Source organism: Capnocytophaga sp. HP1101, from assembly GCF_054772415.1.
In genome coordinates, this window is sequence record NZ_BPUU01000003.1 from 15624 (window position 1) to 42343 (window position 26720).

The 26720-nt window shown below is 42.9% G+C and carries 16 protein-coding genes and 1 tRNA gene; all 17 read right to left on the bottom strand.

Annotation, left to right across the window (positions count from 1 at the left end; all coding sequences use genetic code 11):
• Positions 1-3: 3 nt before the first annotated feature.
• The 17 genes from RCZ04_RS01110 to RCZ04_RS01190 all read right to left on the bottom strand — a co-directional run bounded on the left by RCZ04_RS01110 (position 4) and on the right by RCZ04_RS01190 (position 25921).
• On the bottom strand, positions 4-2757 hold the full coding sequence (locus RCZ04_RS01110) for a SusC/RagA family TonB-linked outer membrane protein (RefSeq protein WP_460484090.1): 2754 nt from the start codon (positions 2755-2757) through the stop codon (positions 4-6).
• 713 nt (positions 2758-3470) lie between these two features.
• Positions 3471-5219 carry a RagB/SusD family nutrient uptake outer membrane protein gene (locus tag RCZ04_RS01115; protein ID WP_460484091.1) on the bottom strand — a complete coding sequence of 583 codons (1749 nt, stop codon included), beginning with the start codon at positions 5217-5219 and terminating at the stop codon, positions 3471-3473.
• A gap of 12 nt (positions 5220-5231) precedes the next feature.
• Positions 5232-8516 (bottom strand): SusC/RagA family TonB-linked outer membrane protein, encoded by a 3285-nt coding sequence (locus tag RCZ04_RS01120; RefSeq protein WP_460484092.1) that lies wholly within the window; start codon positions 8514-8516, stop codon positions 5232-5234.
• Positions 8517-8743: 227 nt separating this feature from the next.
• A complete protein-coding gene (locus RCZ04_RS01125; RefSeq protein ID WP_460484093.1) occupies positions 8744-9199 on the bottom strand; it encodes a CopD family protein in 456 nt (151 codons plus the stop codon).
• A gap of 20 nt (positions 9200-9219) precedes the next feature.
• Positions 9220-9786 carry an aminoacyl-tRNA hydrolase gene (pth, locus tag RCZ04_RS01130; protein WP_460484094.1) on the bottom strand — a complete coding sequence of 189 codons (567 nt, stop codon included), beginning with the start codon at positions 9784-9786 and terminating at the stop codon, positions 9220-9222.
• Positions 9787-9794: 8 nt separating this feature from the next.
• Entirely contained in the window at positions 9795-11105 is a 1311-nt protein-coding gene (rimO, locus tag RCZ04_RS01135; RefSeq protein WP_460484095.1) for a 30S ribosomal protein S12 methylthiotransferase RimO, read from the bottom strand.
• A 107-nt stretch (positions 11106-11212) separates the two neighbouring features.
• The gene (locus RCZ04_RS01140) at positions 11213-12391 is read right to left on the bottom strand and encodes a hypothetical protein (protein WP_460484096.1); all 1179 of its coding nucleotides are present in this window, start codon (positions 12389-12391) and stop codon (positions 11213-11215) included.
• Positions 12392-12395: 4 nt separating this feature from the next.
• Positions 12396-13580 carry a hypothetical protein gene (locus RCZ04_RS01145; protein WP_460484097.1) on the bottom strand — a complete coding sequence of 395 codons (1185 nt, stop codon included), beginning with the start codon at positions 13578-13580 and terminating at the stop codon, positions 12396-12398.
• 226 nt (positions 13581-13806) lie between these two features.
• Positions 13807-14739: a wall associated protein gene (locus RCZ04_RS01150; protein ID WP_460484098.1), complete on the bottom strand. Its 933-nt coding sequence runs from the start codon at positions 14737-14739 to the stop codon at positions 13807-13809.
• Between the two features lie 663 nt (positions 14740-15402).
• Positions 15403-15795 carry a lipocalin-like domain-containing protein gene (locus RCZ04_RS01155; protein ID WP_460484099.1) on the bottom strand — a complete coding sequence of 131 codons (393 nt, stop codon included), beginning with the start codon at positions 15793-15795 and terminating at the stop codon, positions 15403-15405.
• A 172-nt stretch (positions 15796-15967) separates the two neighbouring features.
• Positions 15968-21445, bottom strand: coding sequence for an alpha-2-macroglobulin family protein (locus tag RCZ04_RS01160; protein WP_460484100.1), 5478 nt, complete (start codon positions 21443-21445; stop codon positions 15968-15970).
• Positions 21446-21641: 196 nt separating this feature from the next.
• A complete protein-coding gene (locus RCZ04_RS01165) occupies positions 21642-23300 on the bottom strand; it encodes a DUF6909 family protein (protein ID WP_460484101.1) in 1659 nt (552 codons plus the stop codon).
• Between the two features lie 157 nt (positions 23301-23457).
• Complete coding sequence (locus RCZ04_RS01170) at positions 23458-23937, bottom strand: regulatory protein RecX (protein WP_460484102.1); 480 nt, start codon at positions 23935-23937, stop codon at positions 23458-23460.
• Positions 23938-24043: 106 nt separating this feature from the next.
• Positions 24044-24424 carry a hypothetical protein gene (locus RCZ04_RS01175; protein WP_460484103.1) on the bottom strand — a complete coding sequence of 127 codons (381 nt, stop codon included), beginning with the start codon at positions 24422-24424 and terminating at the stop codon, positions 24044-24046.
• 47 nt (positions 24425-24471) lie between these two features.
• Positions 24472-24542: transfer RNA gene (locus RCZ04_RS01180), tRNA-Cys, on the bottom strand.
• A gap of 45 nt (positions 24543-24587) precedes the next feature.
• Complete coding sequence (gene folB, locus RCZ04_RS01185; RefSeq protein ID WP_460484104.1) at positions 24588-24953, bottom strand: dihydroneopterin aldolase; 366 nt, start codon at positions 24951-24953, stop codon at positions 24588-24590.
• Positions 24954-24970: 17 nt separating this feature from the next.
• On the bottom strand, positions 24971-25921 hold the full coding sequence (locus RCZ04_RS01190; RefSeq protein WP_460484105.1) for a PorP/SprF family type IX secretion system membrane protein: 951 nt from the start codon (positions 25919-25921) through the stop codon (positions 24971-24973).
• Between the last annotated feature and the right edge of the window lie 799 nt (positions 25922-26720).

Sequence of the window (26720 nt, forward strand, 5' to 3'; positions counted from 1 at the left end):
GGTTTAAAATTTTAAAGAAACCCCCATAGTAACCGATTTGAGGGCAGGATAACCTGAGAGTACTTCGGGGTCTAAGTCGTAATCGCTAAGCAAGCGCGAGAAAGTAAACGGATTGGTAGCATTCACATAAATGCGCAATTTGCTAACGCCTATATCGTCGAGCATTCGCTTAGGAACGCTATAGCCTACCTCTATATAGCGCACTCTTAGGTAATTGGCTTTCTTTATCCACAGGGTGGACGGTTGTGTATTGTGGTTGTTGCTCAAGAGCGAAAGGCGTGGGTACTCAGCACTGCTACGGGTGTCAATACCTTGCGCAGGATAGTAAGCCCAGCGGTTTTTGGCGATAGCATACACATTGCCGTTGTTCTCAAAAGCCACCGTTTTTTGGCGTGCGTCGTCCAATAAGTTTAGCTCTCTGCCTTGTACACCTTGCACAAGCACCCCAAGGTCAAAGCCTTCATAACCGAGGTTGAGTGTCCCCGCATAAGTGAGGGTAGGTAGCCAACTTTTGCCTATTTCGGTTTTATCGGCAGGGTCTATGATGTTGTCGCCGTTCAGGTCGCGGTATTTCACGTCACCGGGCACTACGTTTCCAAACGAAGGTTTAGGCAGTGAAGGTAGCAGATTACCATTGCTGTCAAAATCGCTCACGTCGTAAAAGCCTGTGGTTTCGTAGCCAAAGCGCGTGCCGATAGGTCGGCCGGTTTGCGCTGAACGCTCGCTGGTGGCGTCGTACTCAGCCATATAGTCTATTTTGTTTTTGGCATACGAAGCATTTGCGCCTATGCTATAAGTGAATTTACCCGCTGTGTTGCTGTAAAGGGTACTCACTTCAAAACCTCTGTTGGTTACCTTTCCGATATTTTTATACGGTGGGGTAGCCCCGAAGATATCCGAAATACTGTAGTCGGGGGTGATAATACCTTCGTGTTTGTTGAGGAAAGCGTCTATCATCACGTCCCATTTGTCAAAGAATTTAGCTTCCACGCCTACGTTGTACTTATAGGCTTTTTCGGCAAAAATACGCTCATTAGGCACGTATTTTAGTCCGATAGCACTATGCCACGATGGGTCGTCGTTTCCTGTGGCAAAACCGCCTCCGCCGTAAGAACCGTAATAGCGTTCGTATAGGTAGCGTCCTTCGTTGTACACATCGTTACCGGTGGTACCTACCGAAGCGCGCAACTTCAACCGATTGATATTGGCATTCGCCGAAGGGTGTTGCTCATTAAAAATTTGATAAGCAGCTGAAAGGGCGTGATAAAAACCAAAGCGATTGCCTTTCTTGTAGTTGTCCGAACCTCCCAAAGCAAAGCCAAATTCTGCTGATACGCGTTTGTTCCAATCGTAGAACACACGTCCACCGATATTCTGATAAGCGTAGTTGTTGTTCAAGCCCGCTTTACCGTTGAGATTGTCGTCGATATTATAAACGTATTGCAAGTAGTTTACCGCTGTTTGAAAGGTGTTTTGCCCGAACACGCGTGCATAACCCGCACCCAACAAAAACTGCAAACGGTTCCATTGGTTGGTGCCCCAGTCGTCGTCTACCTTGTAGTTGCTATCGCGGTGGGTGGTTTGTGCCACGCCGTTAAACATACGCGTGTAGTCTCGGCTCACAATGCGCGTGCCTCGTGTCCACGAACTGAGGGATACGCCTTGTTGTATATACAACCCTGGTGTGATGAAGTCTAATTTTTCTTTTAGGTTGAAATTAGCTCCCAAAGTGCGGTCGTGTAGTTGCTTGATGCCTAAGGCTCGGATAGAAGCGTAAGGGTTATCGGGGTGGATAGCTGTGCCGGGGAAAGAACCGTTAGCATTCTGCGCGGGGTAAATAATATTAGGGTAGCTCGCCAAGTTTTGCCATAGCTTTTGCTCGTCGTAATTTGGTGATTTGCGGTCGTCTATACGCCCACTGATGTTCACATTTCCTTCAAATATCTTCAGCATACTGAAGTCTAAATTTGCCTTTACAAGATATTGGTCAAACCTTCCGCTAGAATGTGAGTCATCGTTCTTTGAGGCATACAGACCGCTATTGCCGGCGTGCCCCAATAGCACAAAATACTTAGTGGTAGCCGAGCCTCCGCGTATGCTCACATCTTGGCGGTCAAACAAAGCCGACTTTTTGAGCACTTTGTCGTACCAATCGGTGTTGTATCTCACATCGTTAGGAATATTGTAAAAGCTCGTCCAAGCACCTGCATCGTTGCTGTAAGCCTCGTTGTAGAGCTGAGCGTACTCAGTAGCCGATAGCGGTTTGCTCAGTACCGTAGGCATTTGCACGCCTGTTTGGAAATCTACCCCCACTACAGGCTTGCCTTCTGCCCCGCGTTTGGTGGTAATCCACACGATACCGTGTGCTCCTTTCATTCCAAAAGGCGCTAAGGCTGCTGCGTCCTTCAGTACCGTAATCGATTCGATTTCAGAAGGCGATAGCAACATAAAATCACTTTGGTAACCATCGATAAAATAGGTAACCGAAGGGTAGTTGTACGAGCCCAACCCTCTGATGTTTAGGCTGGCATTGTCTATGCCCCCGCCTTGTAGCACAGTGAGCCCAGGTAGCAACCCAAACAAGCTGTTGGTAAAATTGCTTGCAGGCATTTTCAAGAGCTGTTCCCCCTTTACTGATGAGGTAGAAAGTGTAGAAAGCTCTTCGGGTACATTCAATGGGCTTTGTGCCTGCACAGCACCTGCCCAGAACATACAACCCACAAGACTACAAAATAATATGTTATTTTTATATTTCATCTTTGTTGTTTTATTAATTGGTTAAGTTTATTAAAAACTCCAAAAGGTTATTCTGATATAATATTTGTAATATGAATCAAGAGTTGAAAAAATAATGATATTTGATTTACAGTACATAATCGCTTTTTAGTCACATCTCCCCCCTTGAGGGGGGCTGGGGGGATGTTTAAATTTAACCCTTGATTCGTGTATAATAACTGTCACTACATTCCTCCTCTCTGAGAGGGTCAGGAGGAGGTTATCCCAAAAATCTTCAGTTCCTCTCCAACTAATCTGATTTATCTGATTTATCCGACCCCCCGTCCAACACCTCTACTAATTCTCTAATTTCCCTACCTGCCCGTCGCTACTCTCTCCCTCTCCTTGGGAGAGGGTCGGGGTGAGGATTTCTTTTCTTTCGCCTCGAAACCCTGTTTTTAGTATTATTGGTATTATTGTATTATGGTATGAATCAATTACTTATATACCCTTTGTATAACAATCGTCCAAGATTCGTATAAGCTTCCTATAAGCTTTGTATAAACTAAGCATAAGATATCTTCAAACAGAAAAGCCTCTTCTTATGTTGTTCGTGCTTTCTTTTTCTTTCTTTAAGAAAGTCTCTGATCATCTGTCGAACCTTCTCATATCAAATTCCTAACTTCTAATCCCTAACTTCTAATCCCTAACTTCTAACTTCTAATCCCTAACTTCTAATTCCTAATTCTTAACTCCTAATATCCCGGGTTCTGTACCAAATATCCTTTATTTACTTCCGATTGAGGAAAAGGCTCTAAATACTGACTGTTGTCCCAATAACCGGTATAAACAGTTCTCACCGCATACGAAGCGTAATCCCACGCGTTCCACCCTTCCGATTTCCCTGGGGCGTACTCAAATACTACTCCTTTCTTTTCTCCTCCAACGATACCATTAGCGATATCAGTGAGTTTCCAGTGCTTTATATCAAAATAACGGTGATTTTCTTCGTAAAACTCTACCGCCCATTCTCTTTGCACGAGCTTGCGCAAAGCCTCTTGCCCTGTTTCAGTAACATCGGGCAATCCAGCGCGCGAGCGAATCACATTTAAGTTTTGCAAAGCCAAAGTAGGGTTGCCGGCTTCGTTATAGGCTTCTGCGAGATTGAGGTAGAATTCAGCCAATCGGTAAATAGGAAACTCAAACCAATCGCGGGTATCAGCCATATAAAAGAACTTCACACGGCGTCCAGCCCCTTCACTGCCTGCTCTCTTTTCCCAAGTAGAAGCATTAGCCAAAGTCTCACTGGACCAGTAATGTGAACTCGGGTTGTTCCACGCTTGTTGCCCTGCAATAGCTGCTGAGGCTTTAAAGCGAGCTTCCAATTCATTGCACTTGCTCACATAAGTAGCGTAGCTTTCCCAATTCTCACCAGTCCACGTTTGGTCGGTACCATCTGTTTTGTAGTACTGGGTCAATTGCAAGTAACTCATAGAGTTGGCACCTCCTGGTTGGCTATGAGGGTTATAAGCCTCCACGAACTGTTGTGATTTGAAAGCGAGCAACACTTCGCGGTTGTTAGGGGTTGCCACGGCAGTACCGTGATCAGCTAAAGGGTTGCCCGTATTGATGATTTGATAACCATTGGCAGTTGCCCATTGTATCACTTGCTGATTTGCTTCTATAGCTTGTTGCCATAACGAAGCGTCGTGCGTACCAAAACAAATCAGGTTGTTATTACCTCCCAAACTCATATAAGGTGTGTTGCTGTTGAACAGCGGACGTGCGGCGAACATCAGTGCTTCCGCTTTCACACACATAGCGATGCCTTTGGTTACACGTCCTTTTTCTGAAGCGTTGTAGCTGTCAGGTAGGTCGGCAATGGCTTTGTCGCAAAGGGCAATGATGTGGTCTAAGGTAGCGCGCAAGGTAGCACGCGGGATATTGAGGTCAGAATCTACTGAAAGCGTACCTTCTATAATAGGCACTCCCCCGTAACGTTTGAACATCTCCTCATAGCGGTAGGCGATGAGGGTGTACATTTCGGCTTTAATGCCTTTCTTCTGTACCTCGGTAAGGTCAGGCACTTTATCAATATTCTCAATCACGAGATAACACTGACGAATAGATTGGTAATTGAACACAAAACCATCGGAACTCAAGGCTTTGCCGTCGGAGTCGCTGGCTACCATTCCTGAACGCTGAATTTTATAGGTGTCTTCCCAGCTGAATTTCACATCGTTCACTTCTCCCGATAGGTGAGAGAGGGTACCCGCTTTCAATCCGCTCACACGCCCGTTGTCGTAACGCAAGGTAATGCCCGATTGTAGACTCATCGCGTAGGCTTGTGCAATAGCTGAAAGTGATTTTTGTCGGCTCGAAAAGATAGAATCGACGTTCACATCGCTCCCTAAACTCTTTTCGAGGAAGTGGTCTTCTAACTTACAAGAGAATACTTGTGAGAAAAAGACGAGGATTAAGGTGGTATAAATGAGTTTTTTCATCGGTGGTATTTTTTAAAATTGAACATTGAGCCCTACGCTATAAGTGCGCGTCATAGGGTATAGATATCCAGAGGCAGCCCCGTTAGAATCCTGTTGTTCGGGGTCGTAACCGTCGTGCATTTTCGACCACGTATAGAGGTTATTCCCACTCACCGATACTTTTACCGATGAGATGCCGGCTTTGTCTAACCACATTTTCTTTTGCAAGAGATAGCTTACTTCCACGTTTTTCAGCTTGATATGGTCGGTAGAAAGCAACCAGAAGTCGCTAAACAATCCGTTGATATTGTCGCCGGTGCGCATAGAAGCACGCGGGAAGGTAGGGGTAATGCCATTTTGCGCTTTTTCAGGCGTCCAACGTCCGTCGTATTGGTGTTGGAAAGCCGCCCCTGTGGTCATATAGAAAGGATTGCGCGTATAGAAATCCAAAGGCATAGAGCCTTGAGCCGTACCGGTGAACAACACTGAGATTTCAAAGCCTTTGTAGCCTACGTTCAGGTTAGCGCCAAAGGTATAGCGAGGGAAGTTCGCATAACCAATAGGTACACGGTCTTTCTCGTCGATAACGCCATCGCCGTTCACATCTACATAGCGGAGGTCGCCAGGTTGCACTTTGTTGCCGTCAAAACGCGAATAAGGGCGTTGCATCACCTCTTGCCAAGTGTTGTAGAAACCATTGGTGAGGTAACCTCTATACTGACCGATAGAATAGCCCGTTTCATTCATCCAAGGATAAGGGTTGTTAGGTTCGTCGCGGTAGTCTATTTTGTTTTTAGCATACGAAACGTTACCGCCTATGCCATAGGTAAAATCGCCTATCTTGTCGCTCCAGTGCAGTTGCACTTCGTAACCTTTATTGGTTACTTTCCCGATGTTGCTGGCAGGCAAATCAGAACCCACGATACCCGGCACAGTACCTCTGTTCCACAGAATGTTATCGCGTTTTTCTTGGAATACATCAGCGTTGATGGTAAGTCTGTCGCTAAACATATTCAGGTCGATACCCGCATTGCTTTTTTTGGCGCGTTCCCAAGTAACATTGGGGTTCCCCACGCGGGTTTCCCAACTACCGGTATAGAAAGGGTCTTTGGCCGAACCATCGCTGCTGCCGAAATAGTAACCTCCTGCGCCATAGCCATCGTTGCGGTAACCTTCATAGCCGTAGCCCCAAGTGCTGGGCAAGTACAGAAAACGGCGTCCCCCCACTTGGTCGTTCCCCACTTCGCCATAAGAACCTCTGAGCTTTAAGTAAGTGAGAATATTGTTTTTAGGGAAGAATTTTTCATTAGTAACCACCCAACCTACAGAGAAAGCAGGGAAGAAGCCAAAGCGCTTGCCAGGAGCGAAGTTTTCGGTGCCGTTATAACCCATATTCCCTTCGATGAGGTAGCGGCGATCGTAATCATAAGTAACCCTACCAGCAAGCCCCATAATGCCCGCAGGCACGTTGAACTCAAAACCAGGGTCATACGTTTTTTGACCGTTAGCCAAAAGCAGCGCAGTGATATTGTGGTTGCCGAAAGAACGCTCGTAATTAGTCGCGAGTTCAAAATAAAGGCGACGCCATTTATTAGATTTGAAGCGGTCGGTGAGGGTAGTGTGCTTGAGTCGGCCGCCAAAGAAGAGCAATTCAGCAGGATTTTCGGGGTTGCGCGTTACGGTATACGAAGGGATAGAGCGCTCTCTTTTTACGCCTTTTCGGTAAATATCGTTATAGGAAAAGGTGCCCGAAATAGAAAGTCCTTTGGTAATATAATCGAGTTTGTGTTTGAGTTTTAAATTCAGGTTGAGGTCGGTTTGATAGGTAGTGAGGTAAGGTCGCCAGAGCAAGCTGGACAACACCGAATAGCCTGTACCACCTTTGCCTGCTAAAGGATTCAAGCCATCTACATAACCGTCGATCAAACGGCCGTCAACCATACCAGGCCCTGCAAAAGGCGTATTGGCTAAGATATGCACCAACATTGATTTTTTGCGAGCTACCTCGCTGTTCACATCGCCGTCCTGCTCACTGCCCAAAATGCCCCCTACTTTTGAAGATACAGCAGCGAGGTCAAGAGTAAGGTTGGTATTATCAGTAAGTTCAAAATCAAAGTTAGAACGGAAGTTATAACGCTGATATTTAGAGTTTACATCGGCGTTGTGGTAGTTCGTTTCTTTGAAAGTACCCCCTTGAGAGAAATACCCCAAGGAAGTGAAGTAGCGCGTTTTCTCACTGCCTCCTGATACGTTCAAGTTAAACTGATTTTGAGGAGCCAGTCCGCCGAAAGCCTCTTCAAAATAGTTGTGATTGGTATAGTAAAGCGCAGGACTGTTCAGCAGCGCTTGCTTTTGTTCAGGAGTGAGGTTCATCGCTTCTACCTCTTGAGGAGTATAATCACGGTTGTTCTTGAATTTCCAGAGTTCGTTGTGAAAACCACTTTCGCTGAAGAGTTTATCAAAATTACTGGGGTCGTTGTCATTGCGAATCGCTTCGTTACGGAAGAGCGCATAGTCGTACGAACTGAGCAAATCTAACTTAGTAGCCAGCTGACTCATACCGAAGTTGTAAGTAAGGCTCACCTTAGGAGCGCCTGAGCGGCCGCGTTTGGTAGTAACCACTACTACGCCATTCGCCCCTTTTACCCCATAGACCGCTGTTGCCGAAGCGTCTTTCAGCAAGTTGATACTCTCAATTTCGTAAGGATCCATTGCGTTCACGGCATCCATAGAACTTTGGATACCGTCGACTACCACCAAAGGCTCTTGGCTACTGGCGTTGAACGTGCTCACCCCGCGAATGCGAATGGTCGTTGCGTTTCTTCCCGGTTCACCACTAGATTGAGTGGTAGTGATCCCCGGCATACGCCCCACCAAAGCATTCGAAACATTGGCGACTGCATTTTCAACCAACTTGTTACCTTTCACTGAAGAGATAGCCCCCGTTACGGTTTCCTTCTTTTGGGTACCATAGCCCACCACCACTACCTCTTTTAGTTCGGTAGTTTCCGGCAAAAGTTTCACCGTAAGGTTATTGCGGTTCTGTACCTTTACGATAGCGTTCTTATAGCCTATATAAGAAACTTCCAAAGAGGCATTGTTGTCCTTTAAGTTGATTTGAAAGTTACCATCAAAATCAGAAGTTACTCCGTTTTTAGTGCCCACCTCCAGCACGGTAGCACCCATTAAGGGCATATTGTCTTCATCTACTACTTTTCCTCTCACCGTTTGGGCGAATAAGGATTGTGATGCTACACATAGCCCAAAGAACCAGGCGAGCATCAGTAGTTGTTTTTTGTATGAATGTATTCTATCCATAATTTTGGAATTTTAGTTATATGGAAAATGTATAATTCTGATGGGGCAAAGGTAAAGAGTTATAGTTAAAGGACTGTTATCATTTCTTTTCGTTTACTTATCAATTTTTCACAAGAAAACATAAAACGCTCTTTTTAAACAATAAAGGCTATCCAAATACTCTTAGATAGCCTCCATAGTTCTTGTATAATCAAAATATAGCTGTGTCAATAGTTAATGTTTTCTCATTACAATCCCCCGTTTTTTACAAAGCTTCCCAAAATTACCATTAGCACCCCTATAAGAGTTACACAGGTGATGTGCACAGCCATTTCAGGTAATTTCTTGAGATTGCCTTTGCGCAATTGGGGCAATACGCGCGTTTGTGCCGAAATAGCAAAACATACCGTGGTGAGTAGCAAGATGATTTTTAAAGAGACCACACGCTCTATCGGACTGCTAAAAGCAAACCAAGAGCTGAGCCCCGCATTGTAATCGTAAGCCATCCAAATGCCCGTAATCACCAAAACGGCTAACGACGGCATCCCGATGGGTTCATACGTCTTTTCAAAATTGCCAATATAGCTAAAATCATTGTGCTTGAGCGCTTTGGTCATATAGCCAAAAGCCAATACTAAGTGTCCGCCTACCCAAATAGTAGCGGCAATGAGGTGAAGAATGAGGAGAATGTGATGCGTGGTCATAGGTGTTAGGACTTGGCTTGTTACTTGTTGTTAAACGTATTCATAGTGATATTTAGCCCTGCTAAGCCGTAGGAAACGACGGCTTCGGCACATTTTTCGAGGCGTTCGGGCAAGAGGGCTTGCTCTTCGGGCGTCCACTCGCCGAGCACGTAGTCTATTTGTCGCCCTGATTCAAAATTACTGCTGATGCCAAAACGCAAGCGCGCGTACTGCTGACTGTTGAGTTGTGCTTGGATATCCTTAAGTCCGTTGTGACCACCGTCACTTCCTTTGCCTTTGATGCGAATGGTGCCAAAGGGGATGTTTAGGTCGTCGGTGATGACTAAGAGGTTTTCCAAAGGGATATTCTCTTTTTCCATCCAGTAGTGCACGGCTTTACCGCTGAGGTTCATATAAGTAGAAGGTTTCAGCAAGATAAAAGTGCGGCCTTTCACCTTAAATTCGGTGAGGTCGCCGAGCTTTTGAGTGGTAAAGCTCACGTCGTATTTCTTTGCCAAAGTATCAGCCAGCATAAAGCCGATATTGTGGCGCGTATTGGCGTATTCAGTGCCTATATTGCCGAGACAGGCGATTAAGTATTTCTTCATAGTGCTTATTAATTAGTTGTTACTGGTTCGCCATACAAATCGTAATCCGTTGCTTCTACAATCTTTATATTAGCGAAATCGCCTATCTTTACATAGTATTTTTTAGCGTCGATGAGCACTTCGTTGTCTACATCGGGAGAATCGTATTCGGTGCGACCTACAAAATAGTTACCCTCTTTGCGATCGATAAGACAACGGAAAGTCTTGCCCACTTTCTGCTGGTTCAGCTCCCACGATATTTGCGATTGCAATTCCATAATCTCGTTGGCACGAGCCATTTTTACTTCTTCAGGCACGTTGTCTTCCAATTCGTAAGCCATAGTGTTCTCCTCGTGGCTGTAAGTAAAACAACCGAGGCGGTCAAAGCGCATCGCTTTTACAAAGTCTTTTAACTTCTGAAAATCTTCTTCGGTCTCACCTGGGTAACCTACAATGAGGGTAGTACGTATCGCCATTTCGGGCACTGCCTCGCGGAATTTCTGTAAGAGCTTAGTAGTCTTCGCCTGAGTGGTACCGCGCTTCATACTCGCCAAAATAGGGTCAGAGATGTGTTGCAATGGGATATCCAAATAGTTACATATCTTAGGTTCGGACTTCATTACTTCCAATACGTCCATTGGGAAGCCCGTAGGGAAAGCGTAGTGAATGCGTATCCACTCAATGCCTTCTACTTTCACCAAGGCGCACAGTAGGTCAGCTAAAGCACGCTTTTTGTAGAGGTCAAGTCCGTAGTAAGTGATGTCTTGAGCGATGAGAATCAGCTCTTTCACCCCTTTAGTAGCCAATTTCTCGGCTTCGGTAACCAAATCTTCTATAGGAGTTGACACGTGAGCTCCGCGCATTAGTGGTATCGCACAAAAACTACAGGGGCGGTCGCAACCTTCCGATATTTTCAGATAAGCGTAATTCTTAGGGGTGGTGGTAAGGCGCTCGCCAATGAGTTCGTGCTTGTAGTCGGCGCCTAATGCCTTTAGTAAGGCAGGGAGTTCAGTAGTACCGAAGTATTGGTCTACATCAGGGATTTCTTTTTCTAAATCAGGTTTATAGCGCTCGGAGAGGCAGCCCATTACAAATACTTTGTCCACCAACCCCGCTTCTTTCTGTTGCACATAGTCAAGTATAGTGTTGATGCTCTCTTCTTTAGCATTGTTGATAAACCCACAGGTGTTAATCACCACAATGTTGCCCTTTTTCTCGTGTACCACGTCCTTACCGCCAGCCTTCAGTTGCCCCATTAGCACCTCACTGTCATATACATTTTTAGAGCACCCAAGGGTGACCACGTTTATAGTGTTTTTCTTAATACTTCTTGTTCGCATTTCTTAGTTCGTTTCAGGGTGCAAAAGTACGGATAATTTACTAATTAACAAATTGCCCGCCCTCACACAGTGAGGGCGGGCAATTTGTTTCCTATTCAAAGCCTATGTTAATAATGCAGTTCGTAATGCGTAACCAAATGAGGTTTGAATATTACATTTAATTCTATTTGTGACAGCTTTTTCTGATTGTTTTCAGTAGTGTAGCGGAGGGTATATTTACAAATTTTATCCACCATAAGGTTAAGAGGTTTGTTATTACTGTCCTTCTCAACTTTTACAGGAATCGTAAATTGAATCACACGCTCATCTTGTTTGTCGCTGATAACTTTATAGCTCTTATCAGTAACCGTGCCGTTGTCAATCTTAGTCATAAGATCTTGCAAGGTGTTTGACAGTGTAGTAGCCTCGTTGTTTCCTCCATAAGAACCGTCGCTATAATAATTACCCACCGAAGTTCCTTTTCTGAAATATTCGGTTTCAGTAATGTTCTTTACAAAACCATCGCTATCAAAGGTATAAGCAAGGTCTATGATTTTGTTTTCCATTTTTCCATTGTAGCGGGAAGAGGGAGCTACTACTTTTTTAAGTAAGTTTTTAGGAGCGTGACCGATTATCAAAGCAATAGGGGTTTCAAAAAACTCCATAAAACTTCTATTATTACTAGATTCAAAGAAAAATCCGTTAAAAAATTTATTCTTGTTTTCCTTGCTGTAGTAAGTCAAAACAGTTTCGACAGGTTCTCCATCTCTATCCTTATCAGTGATTTTAGTAATATTATCACCTTCCCAGTGAATAAGGTTACCCATAATACTTTTAAGCTGTTGTTTTTCATTGTACACGCCAAAGCCAAGTATATTTCCTGATGCATTTAGTCCATATTCCACCGATTGATATTCGTAATCTCTATCCACTTCAGTGTCATAAGGCGCAGAAATGATTACCGAATAGTCTTTATAGGTAAAGGTTCGAACATCTTGAGGTTTTCCCTCTTGTTTTATAGTTACTTTGTTGATTCTACCAGCATTGTCGTACTCGTATAGGTATTCGGCTGTACGCAAAGTATAGGTTTGGTTGTACAATTCTGTCTTTAGGTAATCATTTGTATGGGTAGGAGTTGTTGCACCTTCTTCAATGTAAGTACAGTTCACGCGTTGCACTTTTTTAGTAGGCAAAAAAGCTTGTTGTTGCTCTGAAAGAGTTTTTGTAGGTGTAGGCGTATTGTCGTCCTTACTATTACACCCTACAAGAGCAACTAATGCTAAAAGGCTTGATAAAAATCTTTTCATAGTATTAGTAATTTAATTCGTAATTAGTAGTAATTTCAGCATAATAAGTAGCACTCATATTGATGCTTTCTGCTTTTTTCTTGTTGTTTTCTGTAGTATAGCGCACACTAAACTCACAAACTTTATTCATATTTAGGTTGATAGTATTGCCTTTACTATCTTTTTCGGCTTTCATAGGGATTGTAATTTGAAAGGTAAGCGTATTATCTTTATCGCTAATCAAATTGTAAGTTTTATCAGTAATTGTTTTATTTTCAATACCTGCGATAAGCGTTTGCAACTGTCCCCAATAGGTGTTGGCATCATTTTCAATATAAATATATGAATGTACTCCAGCTCTTAGGTGTTTGAGTTCTTTTTCGGCGATGGTTTTTACGAAGTTATCGCTGTCAAAAGTGTAGCTGAACTCTATAGGGTATTTAAAATCACTGTAAGGGTAGTTTTTTTCTAAAGGGACAATTTTTGTAGGGAGATTTTTAGGGGCTTTCCCTTTTATAAAACCAATAGAATGGGCAAAATATTCCTGATAGCTATGCAATTCATCTCCTGCAAAGTCGATGAGGTAAAACATATTTTTGTTCACAGCAGTATTGTAAGAAAACGAAAGCCCTCTTTCTCCTTCTACGCCATTTACCATTGTTTTTCTATTAATTTTAGTAAGGTTGTCATTTTCCCAAACAAAAGTACCTGCACTCATAGAATTTTTGAGCTGTTGCTTTTCGTTGTACATACCTATACCTAACATATTTCCAGAAAGGTTGAACCCATACTCAATGGTTCGTGGCTCTCTGATACCATCATAGGGGGGAGGAGAAGTTACTGTTACTGAGTTGTCTGAATACACAAAGGTGCTTTGCATCAGTAAATCATCATCACTTTTAAAGGTGATCTTATTGATTCTTCCAGCGGAGTCATACTCATATTGGTAGTCTAAATTCTTTAGTGTAAACGATAAACCCTGAGGAATTGTAGGGTTTAAAAAATCAGTGTACTCTACAGAATTGTAAGAGGTATTTTCATCTTCTTCTAAATAAGTTGCTGTGATGTGTTTTACTTTTTTAGTAGGTAGATAATTTTGTTGCGCCTGAGTGAAGTCAGGCCGCTGAGGAGGTGCAGGCGTATCATCGTCCTTACTTCCACAACCTACAAAGGCAACCGTTGCCAAAAGGCTTAATAAATATTTCTTCATAATGGTGTAAGTAAATTAAATTCGGGTGCAAAAATACTACTTTTTTTATTCTCAACTATTAAAAGATTGTTAAACTTTTATACAGTAGCAAAAATCCACCTCTCTTCAGAGTCTTTTCGAGAACTCCGATTAATCACATTTCCATTTGCTAATTTTTCCTCTCCTCTCTCTATAAAAGCACTGCCCTCACACAGTGAGGGCAGTTTCTTTTGAGGTTGTAAGCGAATTAATATTCGTATTCGGTAGTACCTAAGAATGTTTTTTCACCATCTTCTCTTTTTGAATACCTTTTTACAACAGTAGGATAACCTGTTTTGTTATAAGTGTACTCATAAACATAAGTGTTTTTTATACCGTTTCTTGTAATGGTACTTTCTAACATATTGTTTTTAGCATATTGTGAAGAAAAAACATCTTCTGGTTTTACACTATCATAGCACAAGGAATTATGCTGAGTGTCGTATTTATATTCGAAAACGAGATTATTTTCACTATCTTCTTCTTTTACTACATTCTCATTAGAAAGTGTATAGGTAACTGTGGTTCCTGTAACGGTGGAATACTCTATCACTTTTCCATCTTTGTTCTTTTCGTAGTAAACATCTGATTTGGTGACTATATTACCATTGTAGTTGTACTGATAGTCATAACACAAGGTGCGACTTTGTATGCTTCCATTTACATCTACATCAATAGAGTAAGTTTTCAATATACTTGTGAGCTTATTGCCGGTGTAGCCATATGTGAATGTAAAAGTGTGAGGGTCTACCTCATTTTTTTCTATTATAAAAGTAATTTTCCCATTTTCATAAGAAATTCTTCTCTCGAAGTTATCTACTCCTGCCCCCTCTCTTTTTATTTTAGAGATGAGGTTGCCTTCATAAGTAAAAGTAGTAACTTGGGGAGTACCGATTTGTGCACCTGCGCTATTGTATCTTACTACTGATTGGGTAGAAGGTTTCTCTCCTTCAAAACTAATGGTAGTAACCTCCATAAGGTTTCCATCGTTGTCTTTTATCGTGATTTTCTTAGGCAATGTGCCAGTTGAGGTATTGTTACCACCACCGTTGTCTCCACCATTATTGTTATTATCATCGTCGTTTTTGCTACAAGATGCAAGTGTAGCGATAGCCAAAAGGCTCAATAAAAATTTCTTCATAATGTTGTATGTATTTAAATTTTGGGGCAAAAGTAATGCTTTTTTTTATTCTTAACTATTAAAGGAATGTTAAACTTTTACACAATGACAAAAAACCAACTTCTTTCCGAGTCTCTCCAATTAATCACACTTCTCATTTGCTAATTTCCAAATTTGTTAATTCTTTAATTATTCCTTCCCCTTTCCGTCGCTATATCCCCCCTCTCCTTGGGAGAAGTCTCCGAATAGGAGAGTATGTGATTGGGGTGAGGATTCTCTTTCTTTCGCCTCGAAACCCCGTTTTTAGTATTTTTGGCATTATTGTATTACAGTATGAATCAATTACTTATATACCTTTTGTATAACAATCGTCCAAGATTCGTATAAGCTTCCTATAAGCTTTGTATAAGCTAACCATACCCTTCTTAGGGTTCGTCTTTTACCTTTTACCTAAAAACCCTCTTCTGAATTTCTTCGTTTCCTTCCGAAATCACTAATATGTCACTTTTAGCGGTATATATTTTGACAAAGTTTCCACCTGCCTGTGCCTGCCCGTCGTGCTACGACCTCGCACCCGCCCGTGTGGCTCACACCTGTCGTGCTACGACTTCGCACCTGCAATAAAAAAACTGCCCACATTGCTGTGGGCAGTTGTATAAAGGTTTAAAGAGTACGGTTTAAAAACTAACGTTTTTCGTATATTTCTACAGAAGTTTCTTCAGTGCCATCCTCATCTTTTTCAGTTACAGTAAGAGTAAGGCGATTACCTGAAATAGAAAATATAAAAGTAACATCGTCCAATGAAAGTTGATTACCTGAAACAGTAAGCTTTCCAGAAAATTCTTGGGTCTCACAACCGCTTGTTGTATTCAATGCTTCGTAGTAAGTATAAGTATTTTCTGTAAAAACGTAATGATCTGTTTTATCACATTCAGTGAGTTTTACTTCTTCTCCAGCATCATTCTGATACACAAGATACCACGTTCCTGGTAAAGTTTCGTTGCTATCATCACTTTTCCCGCAAGCGGTAATGAATAGAGATAAGGCTACAAAAGCCAAAACAAAGATTTTTTTCATTTTATTAGTTTTTATTATTAACGGCGGCAAAGATAGTAAATAATTACGAATGATGAGTGACGAATGACAAAAAACTTTGCCAAAGGTCGTAGCACGATAGGCTATTAGACCTTTGGCAAAGTGTATAATTTATTAATTAGCAATTAGCTAATTAGCAAATTGTCTAATTATCTCATTTTTTCATTACCTCCACCCATTTGCCATTAGTGCGGGTGTTGTAGCGGTTGCTGTACATCGCTTCGGCATAAGTGCCTGGCAGATAATAGCGACCGGCGTAGGAGGCGTTGAGTTTGAGCTTGATATACTTCGTTTGTTTGGCTTTGAGCGACAAGTAGAAGTTGGCGCGGTCATCGCGGAAATCAACGTAATCTACATTGCTGTTGCTATTGCCTTCGTCGTAATCGGTGAAGCGGGTGTTCACGATTTCCCAACCTGATGGGATAATTTGGGTAAGCGCTACATTCTCAACATTCTCGCCTGTGAGATTGGTAATCTCAATAGTGGCTACAAACTGAGTGCTTTGGCGCAAATTGGTGACATCCACCGCTTGACCGTTGCTATCGCGATAAGTGGTGCTGAGCGAGAGTCCGTTTTGCATCGCGAGTTCTTTGCCCACAGGCAATACGCCACTGGTAATCAGGCGCACGTAGAGGGTTTGGTTGCCGTTGTTCTTCACCTGCAAGGTTTCATTGCCTTTGGCGCTAAGTGTTTTCTGCAACATCGGTTCGCTTGATTTGAGGTTTTCGGTTTTACCTCCTAAAGTATAGCTGGCACTGATGCTCTTACCACTCTTATTTACAGCTACGTATTTGGCCATAGCGTAGAGGGCATAAGCGGTGGTTTGGGTGCTGAGCCAATCGTTGGTGGAGAGCTTTTCGGCAATTTCCAACGCCCAACGGCCTGCATCTTCTTTTCGCCCAATGAGCAAGGCGGTTTCCATAGCCATTGCCTTGTTGCGAAGCACTGAACCGTAGTAGCTATCGGCATCATCGTCAATAGCGGTGGTTTGGAATAGTTTATCGGCGGTTTGCTTTTGACCTGCGAGGGCGTAGGCTGCTGCCAAAGTGCGTTTGGCATTAGGGGTGAGCTCAGAGAGTTCGCGCAAGCGGTTCATTGCGCCCATATTAGGATTGCCAGCGAGCGCCAAGGTGTAAAGGCGATAAGCTTGTGCAAAATCGTTCTGATATTTAGCTTCATAGCGCCATTGACGCGCTTCGTTATTCTGATAGTTGAGCCAACTTTGCTTGCTACCCGATGGCAACACATAACCTTTTTTCTCGGCTTCTACATAGAACTGACCTATATAGGAAGTTACCCAATCATCGGCGTATTTGCCACCTTTCCAATAGGTAAAGCCTCCGTTAGCAAGTTGGTTTTCGTGCAATTTGCTAATCGCGGCACTCACATTGCGGTTCACCTCATCGGCTTTTTCTTTGGTAAGCGACACGAAATCACCGAGGAACAATTGAGGGAAAGCCCCTGAAGTGAGTTGTTCGCCACAGCCGTGTGGATAGGCAATGAGGTAGCCCAAACGCTGGGTGAGGTTCACCCCTGGGAAGCTGGAAACTTCCAATACCGTTTTAGCTTTTTCGCCAAAGAGGTTGATATTGAGGTTGTGCGACTGTCCGCCTTGCAACACAGCATTTTGTACCACGTAGGTTACAGGGTTCGGGTTGTACACGTCCATTTCCACTTCGTAAGTCGATTTTTCTTTGCCCGAAGTAGCGGTGATTTTTACTTTGGCAATACCCGTTTGTGCGGTAGTTTCGAGTTCAAAATAGGCCATTTTTTCACCTGTACTATCGAAGTGCAACTGCTGAGAGCGTTCGGAAGTTACTTTGAATAAACCATTGGTTTCTACCTGCAAACTCACGTTTTTCACTTGGCGTTCCATCGCAAAGACGGTTACCGGCAACACTATTTTCTCATTAGGGGTAGCCTTGCGCGGTAGAGAGCCTAAAATAGAAAGCGGACTCACCACAGGAATATCTTTTTTCTCGGCACTACCGAAAGCGTTGTTGGCCACATCGCTGGCGACTACCATCACGCGCGCAGAGCCCATATAGTTAGGAATCTTCACGTTGTGAACGTTGGTACCACCTTTTTTGAGTTCAAACGGACCGCGGAAAATCACAAACGGCTTAAAGCGGTTTGCTTTTTGAGCTTCGGCACCACCGAGATCCTCGTCACCACCGATGCTAAACGCTTGATTGATAGTACCGCCATAAGCGCCAATCACGTCGTTGTACACGTCCCAAGTTTTCACGCCGAGAGCGGTTTTGCTAAAGAAAGTGTTCCAAGGGTTAGGGGTTTTGAAGCGAGTGAGGTTCAAGAGTCCGTCCTCCACAATCGCCAAGGAATAGGTCATTGCTTTCCCTGATTTTTCACTCACCTTGATGCTCACTTTTTGGTTAGGAGTGAGGCGATTGGGCATTTGAATGACAGGGTTGAGCACGGTGTTTTTATCTACTACCTTCACAGGCACCACGCCGTACAAGCGTATAGGCGCATCGTTCACCGTTTTGTTGTGCGGTTGCAAGAGAGTAACATATAGATATACGTTAGGTGACATTTTATTGGTGATAGGCACCTCAAAAGAAGTTTCTCTGTCGGCAGTTTCTACCCAATAAGTTTCGAGCACATCGTTGCCATTTTCCACCGAAATAAGGGCGCGTCCACCTTTATCAGAAGGGAAAGAGAGTTTAGCTTTTTCGCCTACGTTGTATTCTTTTTTGTTGGTACCCAAAGCGAGCATTACGGCTTCACTGCCTTCACTACCGCGCGATTTGCCACGCCAGTCGCCCCAATCAAAGTACGCGGTAGTACCGCATTTGTGACCACTTTGGTTATCGGTTAGCATAATGAAATAGCGCCCCCAGTCGGCATCAGGGATATTGAGGGTAAAGCGTGCTTTACCACTACCGTCGGTAGTGATGTTTTGTGTTTTGTAAATGGCATTACTACTACTGCTATTGTAGGTAGAGATGTTCTGGTTAGAAGCATCCCACCACCAGTTCCAACCTACTTTGTACACTGTAACCGATACATCCTTATGACTGAGCGGTTTGCCCTCTTCGCTGAGTACTACGGCATCAAAAGTGTGGTTTTGCTGGGTGTTGTAGTAATCGTACTTGTTAGTTTCAGGCAATCGCAAGCCCACGTATTCACTATAAGGAGAATAAGAAGCGGTACTCACATCGGTACTGAAGTCGCCACCGCTTTCGTTAGCTTGGGTGAGGAAGTTCACTTTGAGCATACCAGGAGCGTCCAACTCATTGGTTTTGAAATAGAAGTTGGCATTCCCATTGCTGTCGGTTTGGCCTTCGTACACGTTCATTTCTTCGCTTTCAAACTCATAAGCGCGGTTGTTGAACACGTATTTTTCATAACCTTTGAAAGCTGTTTCTAAGGGGTAGAATTTGGCTTTCACGTTGATGCCCGTATTGCCCGCAGGCGATCCGTGCAACCACAACACTTGCATACGCACATTCTCACCCCTTCCGCTGATGAGCTTGCCGTTGAGGCTGTTCTCAATTTTCAGACGGTTGGGCTTAATGGTCTCTATTTTAATGCGTTTGCTAAACTTCGCTGCCCCTGCCGAAATCGCTACACTCCAGTTGCCTGTAGGGGCATCGGCATTGGTTTTGAGACCGAATACATATTGATTGGTAGGGTTGCTGGTTTGCATACGCTCAGCGATTACCTTGCCGTAAGGGTCGGTAAAGCGGAGTTTGATAGGGAGTTTTTCAGGCAATTTTTGAGCGAAGTCGTTCAAAATGAAGCCCACATAGATGCTATCGCCAGGACGCCATACGCCGCGTTCGGTATAGATAAAACCGTTGAGACCTTTTTGCAAGCGCATTCCATCTACATCGTATTTACTCACCGATTGCGGAGCCCCATCATCTAACTTCACATAAGTAGTGAATTTATCTTTTTTCACTTTGGCAAAATACGCCCGACTACTGAGGTTCAAACGCAAAATGCCTTTGCTATCGGTTTTGCCTTCTTGTATTTTTTGTTGTTGGTAGCTAAATACCTCTACCACCGCCCCATCAACAGGTTTGGTAGTGAGCAGGTCGTTTACTACAATGGTAAAGCTATTGGTTTGGCCTTTTTTCACAATCACCCCAAGGTCGGAAGCTAAAACATTGGTGCCCACGGTGCGACCGTAGTAGTAATCATCTTTGCAAGGGGCATCTTCATCTTCTTCCCAATAGTAACCCTCATCGTCGTAATCATAATATTGCGAGTAGGTAACATCGTCATCATTAAGAGGTTTTTGTTCAAACGAAAGGTCGAGCGGTTCTTCGTTTTTCGCACCACAAGCGTAGAGCGAATAGTTTTTGGTCATTCCCAACTCAATGCGATAAATGGCGCCGGGTTCAGGAGTGATGAGAGAAGCGAGGTCAAGTGAATAAGTATTCCACTCGTTGAGCGGATAGAGCGCACTATCGTTCAGCTTCAGTACTTTGCGCGCAATAGGCTTACCCACGCGCTGGATATATGAACCACCTCCCAAATCATTGTCTTGCAAAAATTGAAAGATATTGTTCTCAAAAATGCGGTAAACAGTAACATTCACGGCGCGCAAGTTGATAGATTGGAAATTGACTTTCAAATTTTGCGAGCTGGGCAGGATTGTACCGCTCTTGAGGAAGCGAATATCAGGCTTTTGCTGCAAGAATTTGATAGAGAAAGAAACATCCTTATCCAAGCGGTCGCCGTAGATATTCTTGATGCCCTTGTGCACGTACACCTTGTAGTCGCCTTCTTTTTGTTCTTCGCGGAAGACTTTCAGTACATTGCCATTCACACTGTATTTCAGTACACTATAGGTGTTGCTGAGGCTCACCAATCCGTTAAAATCCTGTTCTTTGTCTAAGGGGTCGGAGAAGTTCACGGTAAACGCCTGATTGGCACCTTCCGTCTTAGCGTTCAGTGCCTTGAACACCCCCTTTTGCGGTATGGTGAACGAAAAAGGAATGAGGTTTTCTTTAGGCACATCTTTAGCTTCCCATTTTACTTCCAAGGTTTGTTCCTTGTTGAGGCGCGGCAAACTGTCGAATATAATCACAAACTTGTTGTTAGTGCCTTGTGATTGGAATTTCACAGCTACCTTTTTGCCGTCGAGGGTCGCTTTTACGATTTCTTTAGCGGTTTCGTAAGGCACTTGGTCGTTTGCCAAAAGCTCAGCACTGAGAAAGTAGAGGTTTTGGTTGTACGACTGCAAGTCGCCTTCCTTGATGCGGAAAGCCTGCTCAAAGGTTTTGACGGTGAAGTTGAAGACCGCCAAATCATTGTTAGGTACGGCATAGAGCTTCTTTACGTGAAATGATACGCGGTACTCGGTGTCTTGCGCCAGCGGTTTTTCAGGTATAAACTCCACCAGCGTAGGGTTCACGCAGTGTACTTTTCCACTTACTTTAGGCGAAATCTCAAAGAGGTTGAGGTCATTCACCTTGTCCATTTTCTCTTGAGACAAGGGTTCGTTCAGCAGTATTTTTATTCCCGAATGGGCAGAGATAAGCCCAGAGGTATACCCTGAAATGTAGTCTTTAAAAGCTAACGGGTCGCTGTTAAAGTTTGCGTTTTTTTTGCAAGCGACTATCAGCAACAACGCTACTAATACAAAGCTTATTTTTTTCATATTTTAATAACAGTAATATTTCAGACCACAAAGATATAAACTAATTAGCAAATTAGCAAATTTGTGAATTAGCAAATTAGCAAAAGCCTCTAACTCACTTACTCAGCAGTTGCTAAATAAGTAAGTTAGAGGCTTGTACACTGTCTGTCGTGCTACGATTGCTCGTGTGGCTCAAACCTGCCTGTGCGGCTCGCACCTAATTGAATATCTGTTCTAATATCTTGAAAGTGATCAGGTAGGTAGGCTTAACGCCCGTAGTACCTAACCCTCCCGAGGCGAGGGTACTGCCAGTTTCTAACGGATTGTCAGAGGCGTAATAAGCATAACGTACTTTCACGTCCTCACGAATGCTCTTGCGTATTTTGGAAGCCGATTGTATAGCTTTTTGGTAGTGTACACCTTCCATCTCTAAGCCTACTGCATTCCACGTAGAATGCAAGAAAAACTTTAAAATATCTTTGTTTTGTAGAGAGGTTCCTAAGACCGTAATCATTGACCCTTCAAATACTTTCAGTCCATTGCCCTCAAAATCGGCTTTGGTGAACTCGTTGTGGAAAGGATAGTTATCCGCAGTACCCTCAAAAATATGTGCCGTAGGAATCATTAGGTCTCCTTTGTCGCCCTCCAAAATACCTGCTTTTCCCATAATCGAGATGGAAAGCACATCTAAGAAATAGGTCTTACCACCTTTGTGATAAGGTTTTAACAGTTCGTCAATGGTTTCGTAGGCTTGTTCGCCAAAAGCGTAATCCATTACAAAGATAACGGGCTTTTCCCCCTCCCCAAGATGATGTACCGCATACGGAGTGCCCGAGAAATCTATCTTAGCAGTGTCGAACAGTTGCACGTCGATGTTTGTGCCCGAAGTATCATCTACCGAGAGCATTCCGTGTTTGTGAGCATATTCCTTTACCTTTTTGCGCAGAGGTTCACTCTCAGGTAAGCTCAGTAGTTCAAAAAGTTCTATGCGAGAGCCCACTTCCACCTCCTTAGCAAGGGCTTTTTCAGCAAATAAGCTATTCATCACACTGTGCATATTCGCACTGATGATGTGTACAGGTCGCTCTAAGAGCCCATTTTTCAAAAGTATATGCTTGATGTGCTCTGCCCATATCTCACCGTGCAAGTGATGTCCTATGCGCTCTCGTAACACCGTACTAAAAGTAATTACACGTTTATCATCATTCAAACGTTCGTTGAGGGCTAATTTACCTAACCAATAGATGATGTGAATAAAACGGTCGGGCAGGGTAGGGGTTGCCAACGCTTTGTAAGCACCTAATACTTCCTCAAAAGTACGTCCCAAGAGGTTGCCTATGTGTATAAAAGTCGCTTCGCGCTCAGCAAGGGTAAGCTTGTTCTTCTGTATATTCGCTTCAAGTTTCGCCCAATCGTGAGATATTTTGTTATCGTCTAACAGTATGCGGTCAGCTATCTTGTGCGATTCTATAAACAGGAAGGTAAGGTGCGTAAGCACATCGTAGATGTCCGAGCGCCCACGAGTGATTTCAATATTCATCTGCTCAGGATCTATCCGGTAGCAATTACGCCGACGCTTAGGTGGAATAATAGGTTTAAAATGCGATTGGCGGTAACCCTCATCAGCAATTAGGTTGATGTATTTACACTGCTCAATCCCTTCAGGCAAGCGGTCAAGCACGTAAATAAGTCCGCTGAGCTCTGATTTGCTCTCAGCAATACTACCGTAAATCTCAGGGCGCAATACCAATAATGATTCTCGTAGCGCCTCGCCCGAGATGCCCATAGGCTTATAGAAACCCCTCGAAAAGAGGTGTCTCATTGTTACATACATACGCTCTATAGCGTTCGTTGATTCTTGTGCTCTACTTTTCATTTTTTTAAGTAACAGTTAATAATGTCTGTTTGTGCTCATTTGTGTCGCTATTCAGTCACACATTCTCCCTCTTTGAGGGTTGTCCGCTATCGCGGAGTAAGTGAATTAGAGGGGAGATATTTTATGCCTTATTTTACACTTGATTTATAATGTTAAATTACTCGTCGTATAGTTCGTTAACTTTCTCATAAACCAAATCCGACTCCCAACCACGGTACAAAAGATAGTTTGCCAATTTAGTTTTAGCTTTATAAAGGTTTTTCTCTTTGATAGTAGCTTGTTTCTTCTCAGCTATGGTCTCAAATGTCTCTATATATTCATCTTCGTCAATTTCTTCTAATCCCACTTCAATATTGTAGTCCGAAAGTCCGCGTGCTTTCAACTCTCGTTCTATACGTACACGCCCCCATTTTTTAATCCGAAACTTACCACGAGCAAAACTCTTAGCAAAGCGCTCTTCATTGAGGAAGCCGTTTTGTATCAAGTACACTACAATGTCATCAATAGCCAAAGGTATCATACCCATAGTGCGTAACTTGCTCACTACCTCACGATGGCAACGTTCTTGGTAGGCACAGTAGGCTTCCAATCGCTCTTTAGCTTCTTGTACAGTATAGGTTTTTACAGTGGCTTCCATTAGTCTAATTTAATGCAAAAATACAAGAAAAGCTACCAATACGGTAGCTTTCTTTTAATAATGTCCTTAATTAATAATCTTTTACTAACTTAAAATATAGCTATTATTAGAAAATAGAAGCTAAATCTTTTTTGTACTTAGCAAGTAAGGCTCTTGTAATACCATAGTTCGCTTTGGTAGAGTCTACTACTAAGTAGATGAAGTAACTACCATTTGACGATACATCAATGATGTGATTTTGGTCACTTAGCACAATAACAATTTCATCTATTTTTTCTTTAGCAGCCAATCCTAACGCTTGAAGCGCATTTTGTTTAGCCTTTATTACCTCTAAGTTATAACCTGCAGCTAAGTTAGGATCAAAGCTGGGATCTATTGATTCTGCACCGTAAGAAACCCCAGAACGTACTTCAGTTACTGAAACGGCGAAAAATCCAGGAATGTTACTCTTTACATCCTGAATAAATTTGTCTAAAACGTTTGTCATCTTTTTGAAATTTTTACTTTGTGGATTAATAAATTACTTAAAAAGTGAGGCATCGAGCGGATTTGAACCGCTGTAAAAGGTTTTGCAGACCTCTGCCTAGCCCCTCGGCCACGATGCCTTTTTTCGTTTTGTAGTATCAGCGCGCAAAGATACTACCTTTTTTCTAATTAGCAAGTTTTTTCTGCTTTATTTTTACACTCACCGAGGCTACGTCGCCATTTATAGGGGGGTTTATTTTTGCAATCTCAAGGGTTATCTTCTGAACTTCAGAAAGTTCTTTGAATACTCTGTCTATAATCCTGCCTGCTACGTGTTCTAATAATTCCGATCTTATCGCCATCTCTTCCTTTACTATTCTATTCAAGTGTACATAATCTACCGTGTCAGCAAGCCGGTCACTCTTCATAGCTTTCTCAAGCCGAACTTTCACCTTCACGTCCACGCGGTAATCACTCCCTATAACGCCCTCTTCCGTAAGGCATCCGTGATTGGCACGAACGCGTATGTTCTTTAAGATAATATGTTGCATCCTATATTGTTATACTACTATCGCTGTGCACACTTACAGTTACTTACTCCTTGGAATAGGTCAAGACCTAAGGTTACTACGTGTGTCCCTGAGTTGTATCTGATAAGTTCGTTTAAGTGGAGTTGGTATGAGTATGCAAAGTATACCTTCCCGCGTTTCAACCCCGCCATAGGACCAATATTGAGAGGCTTGAAAATTTGGTCGTTCAATGAACGATAGTTCACCCCTACCCAATAATAATCGTCTAAGTCCATCCAGCGAAATTTAAGATTGAAATCCGTAGTAGAACGCCCATCGCTTTCGTAGTACTGATAAAGCACTGATGGCTCTATTTCAAAACGGCTGTTCTTGTCTTTTTTATAACGGTATCCCGCGTAAACAAGGTAGTTGCGCAAAGCATTAGGCTCTTCTTTGTAGAAACGCTCAGTATCCTTGTTTAAAATGTTTAACGCAGATAAGTTTACAAACCATCTTTTGTAACGGTAAAGCACAGCTACATCAAAGTTGTGATTCACAGTAAAGCGGTCGTTAGTAACTTGTGGGTCAGGAATATTGTCGAACTTGTCGATGTCAATTCTGAATGTGTTCAAGGCATACGAAATACCAAATGAAATAAAGTGGTTGTCATAACGGTCTAACGTAAGGTGGTGCGCAAACGTCGCCTTACCCCCCATTTGTTTAGTGTGCCCGTTGCGGTCATTATAAAGCATAACCCCCGCCCCACTGCGTTCACCTAAACGCATATCGCCCGCAAGCGATTGATAATCAGGAGCCCCTTTAACACCTACCCATTGTGTGCCTGCTGATAAACGGATCCTCACAAAGTCCCCAATCCCTGCATAGGTAGGGGCAATAAGAAATTCGCTATCTGCCAAATATTGGTTCATTTGTGGCAAGTTCAGCTCTTGTGAAAAAGCCTTCCCTCCCATAGTGCATAGTGCGAGCATTAACAATACTATTCTTTTCATTGTCGATAAAAATTTACTTAAACTATTTTCTTGCTATAAAAATACTGTTTGTCTTGCAACACCTATATAGTTATATAGATATAGTGTGCAAAATTTTCAGCAAATATAGTCATTTTTTTTTTACTGCACTATTTTTTGAACAAAAAAATGTGCATATTTAACACATTTATATTTTCATTAACATTTTTAAAGCTGTTTTTCAGCAGTTTAAAAAATGCTATTTTGTGAATTATTAACATATAAAAATACTACATTTTCTCATTTTATTGAAAAAAATAATGCTTTTTTTACCTTTTAACCCATTTTTTAATGTGTGTAAAAATCACCGTATCTTAATGACTCCCCCTAAACAATTTTAACGTTTCAAAATGATAAAAATTTCTCACTAACCACAAAAATCGCTCTCAAAACCTCCCTAAATTTACCCTTACTTTATCCATAACTCACTTTCAATTCATCCTCAATTCATCTTCCCATTGCCACAATCCCCTTTTTTCCCTCGCTACACTCCCCCCTTTGAAGGGTAGTCAGCGAGCTGGCGTAGCTGAGTATGTGTATTAGGGGGGATGTTTCTTTCTCTTTTCCGTCATATCTCCCTCTTTTGAATGTAGTCTGCGATTGCCGAGTAAGTGAATAGGAGGGGATGTCTCTTTCACTTTTCCGTCACTACACTCCCCCTTTGAAGGGTAGTCAGCGAGCTGGCGTAGCTGAGTATGTGTATTAGGGGGGATGTTTTCTTCGCCCCTCATCATTCGTCCTTTGCTCGTCGTTCCTCGTCCATTTCCCCCTAATGCCTATT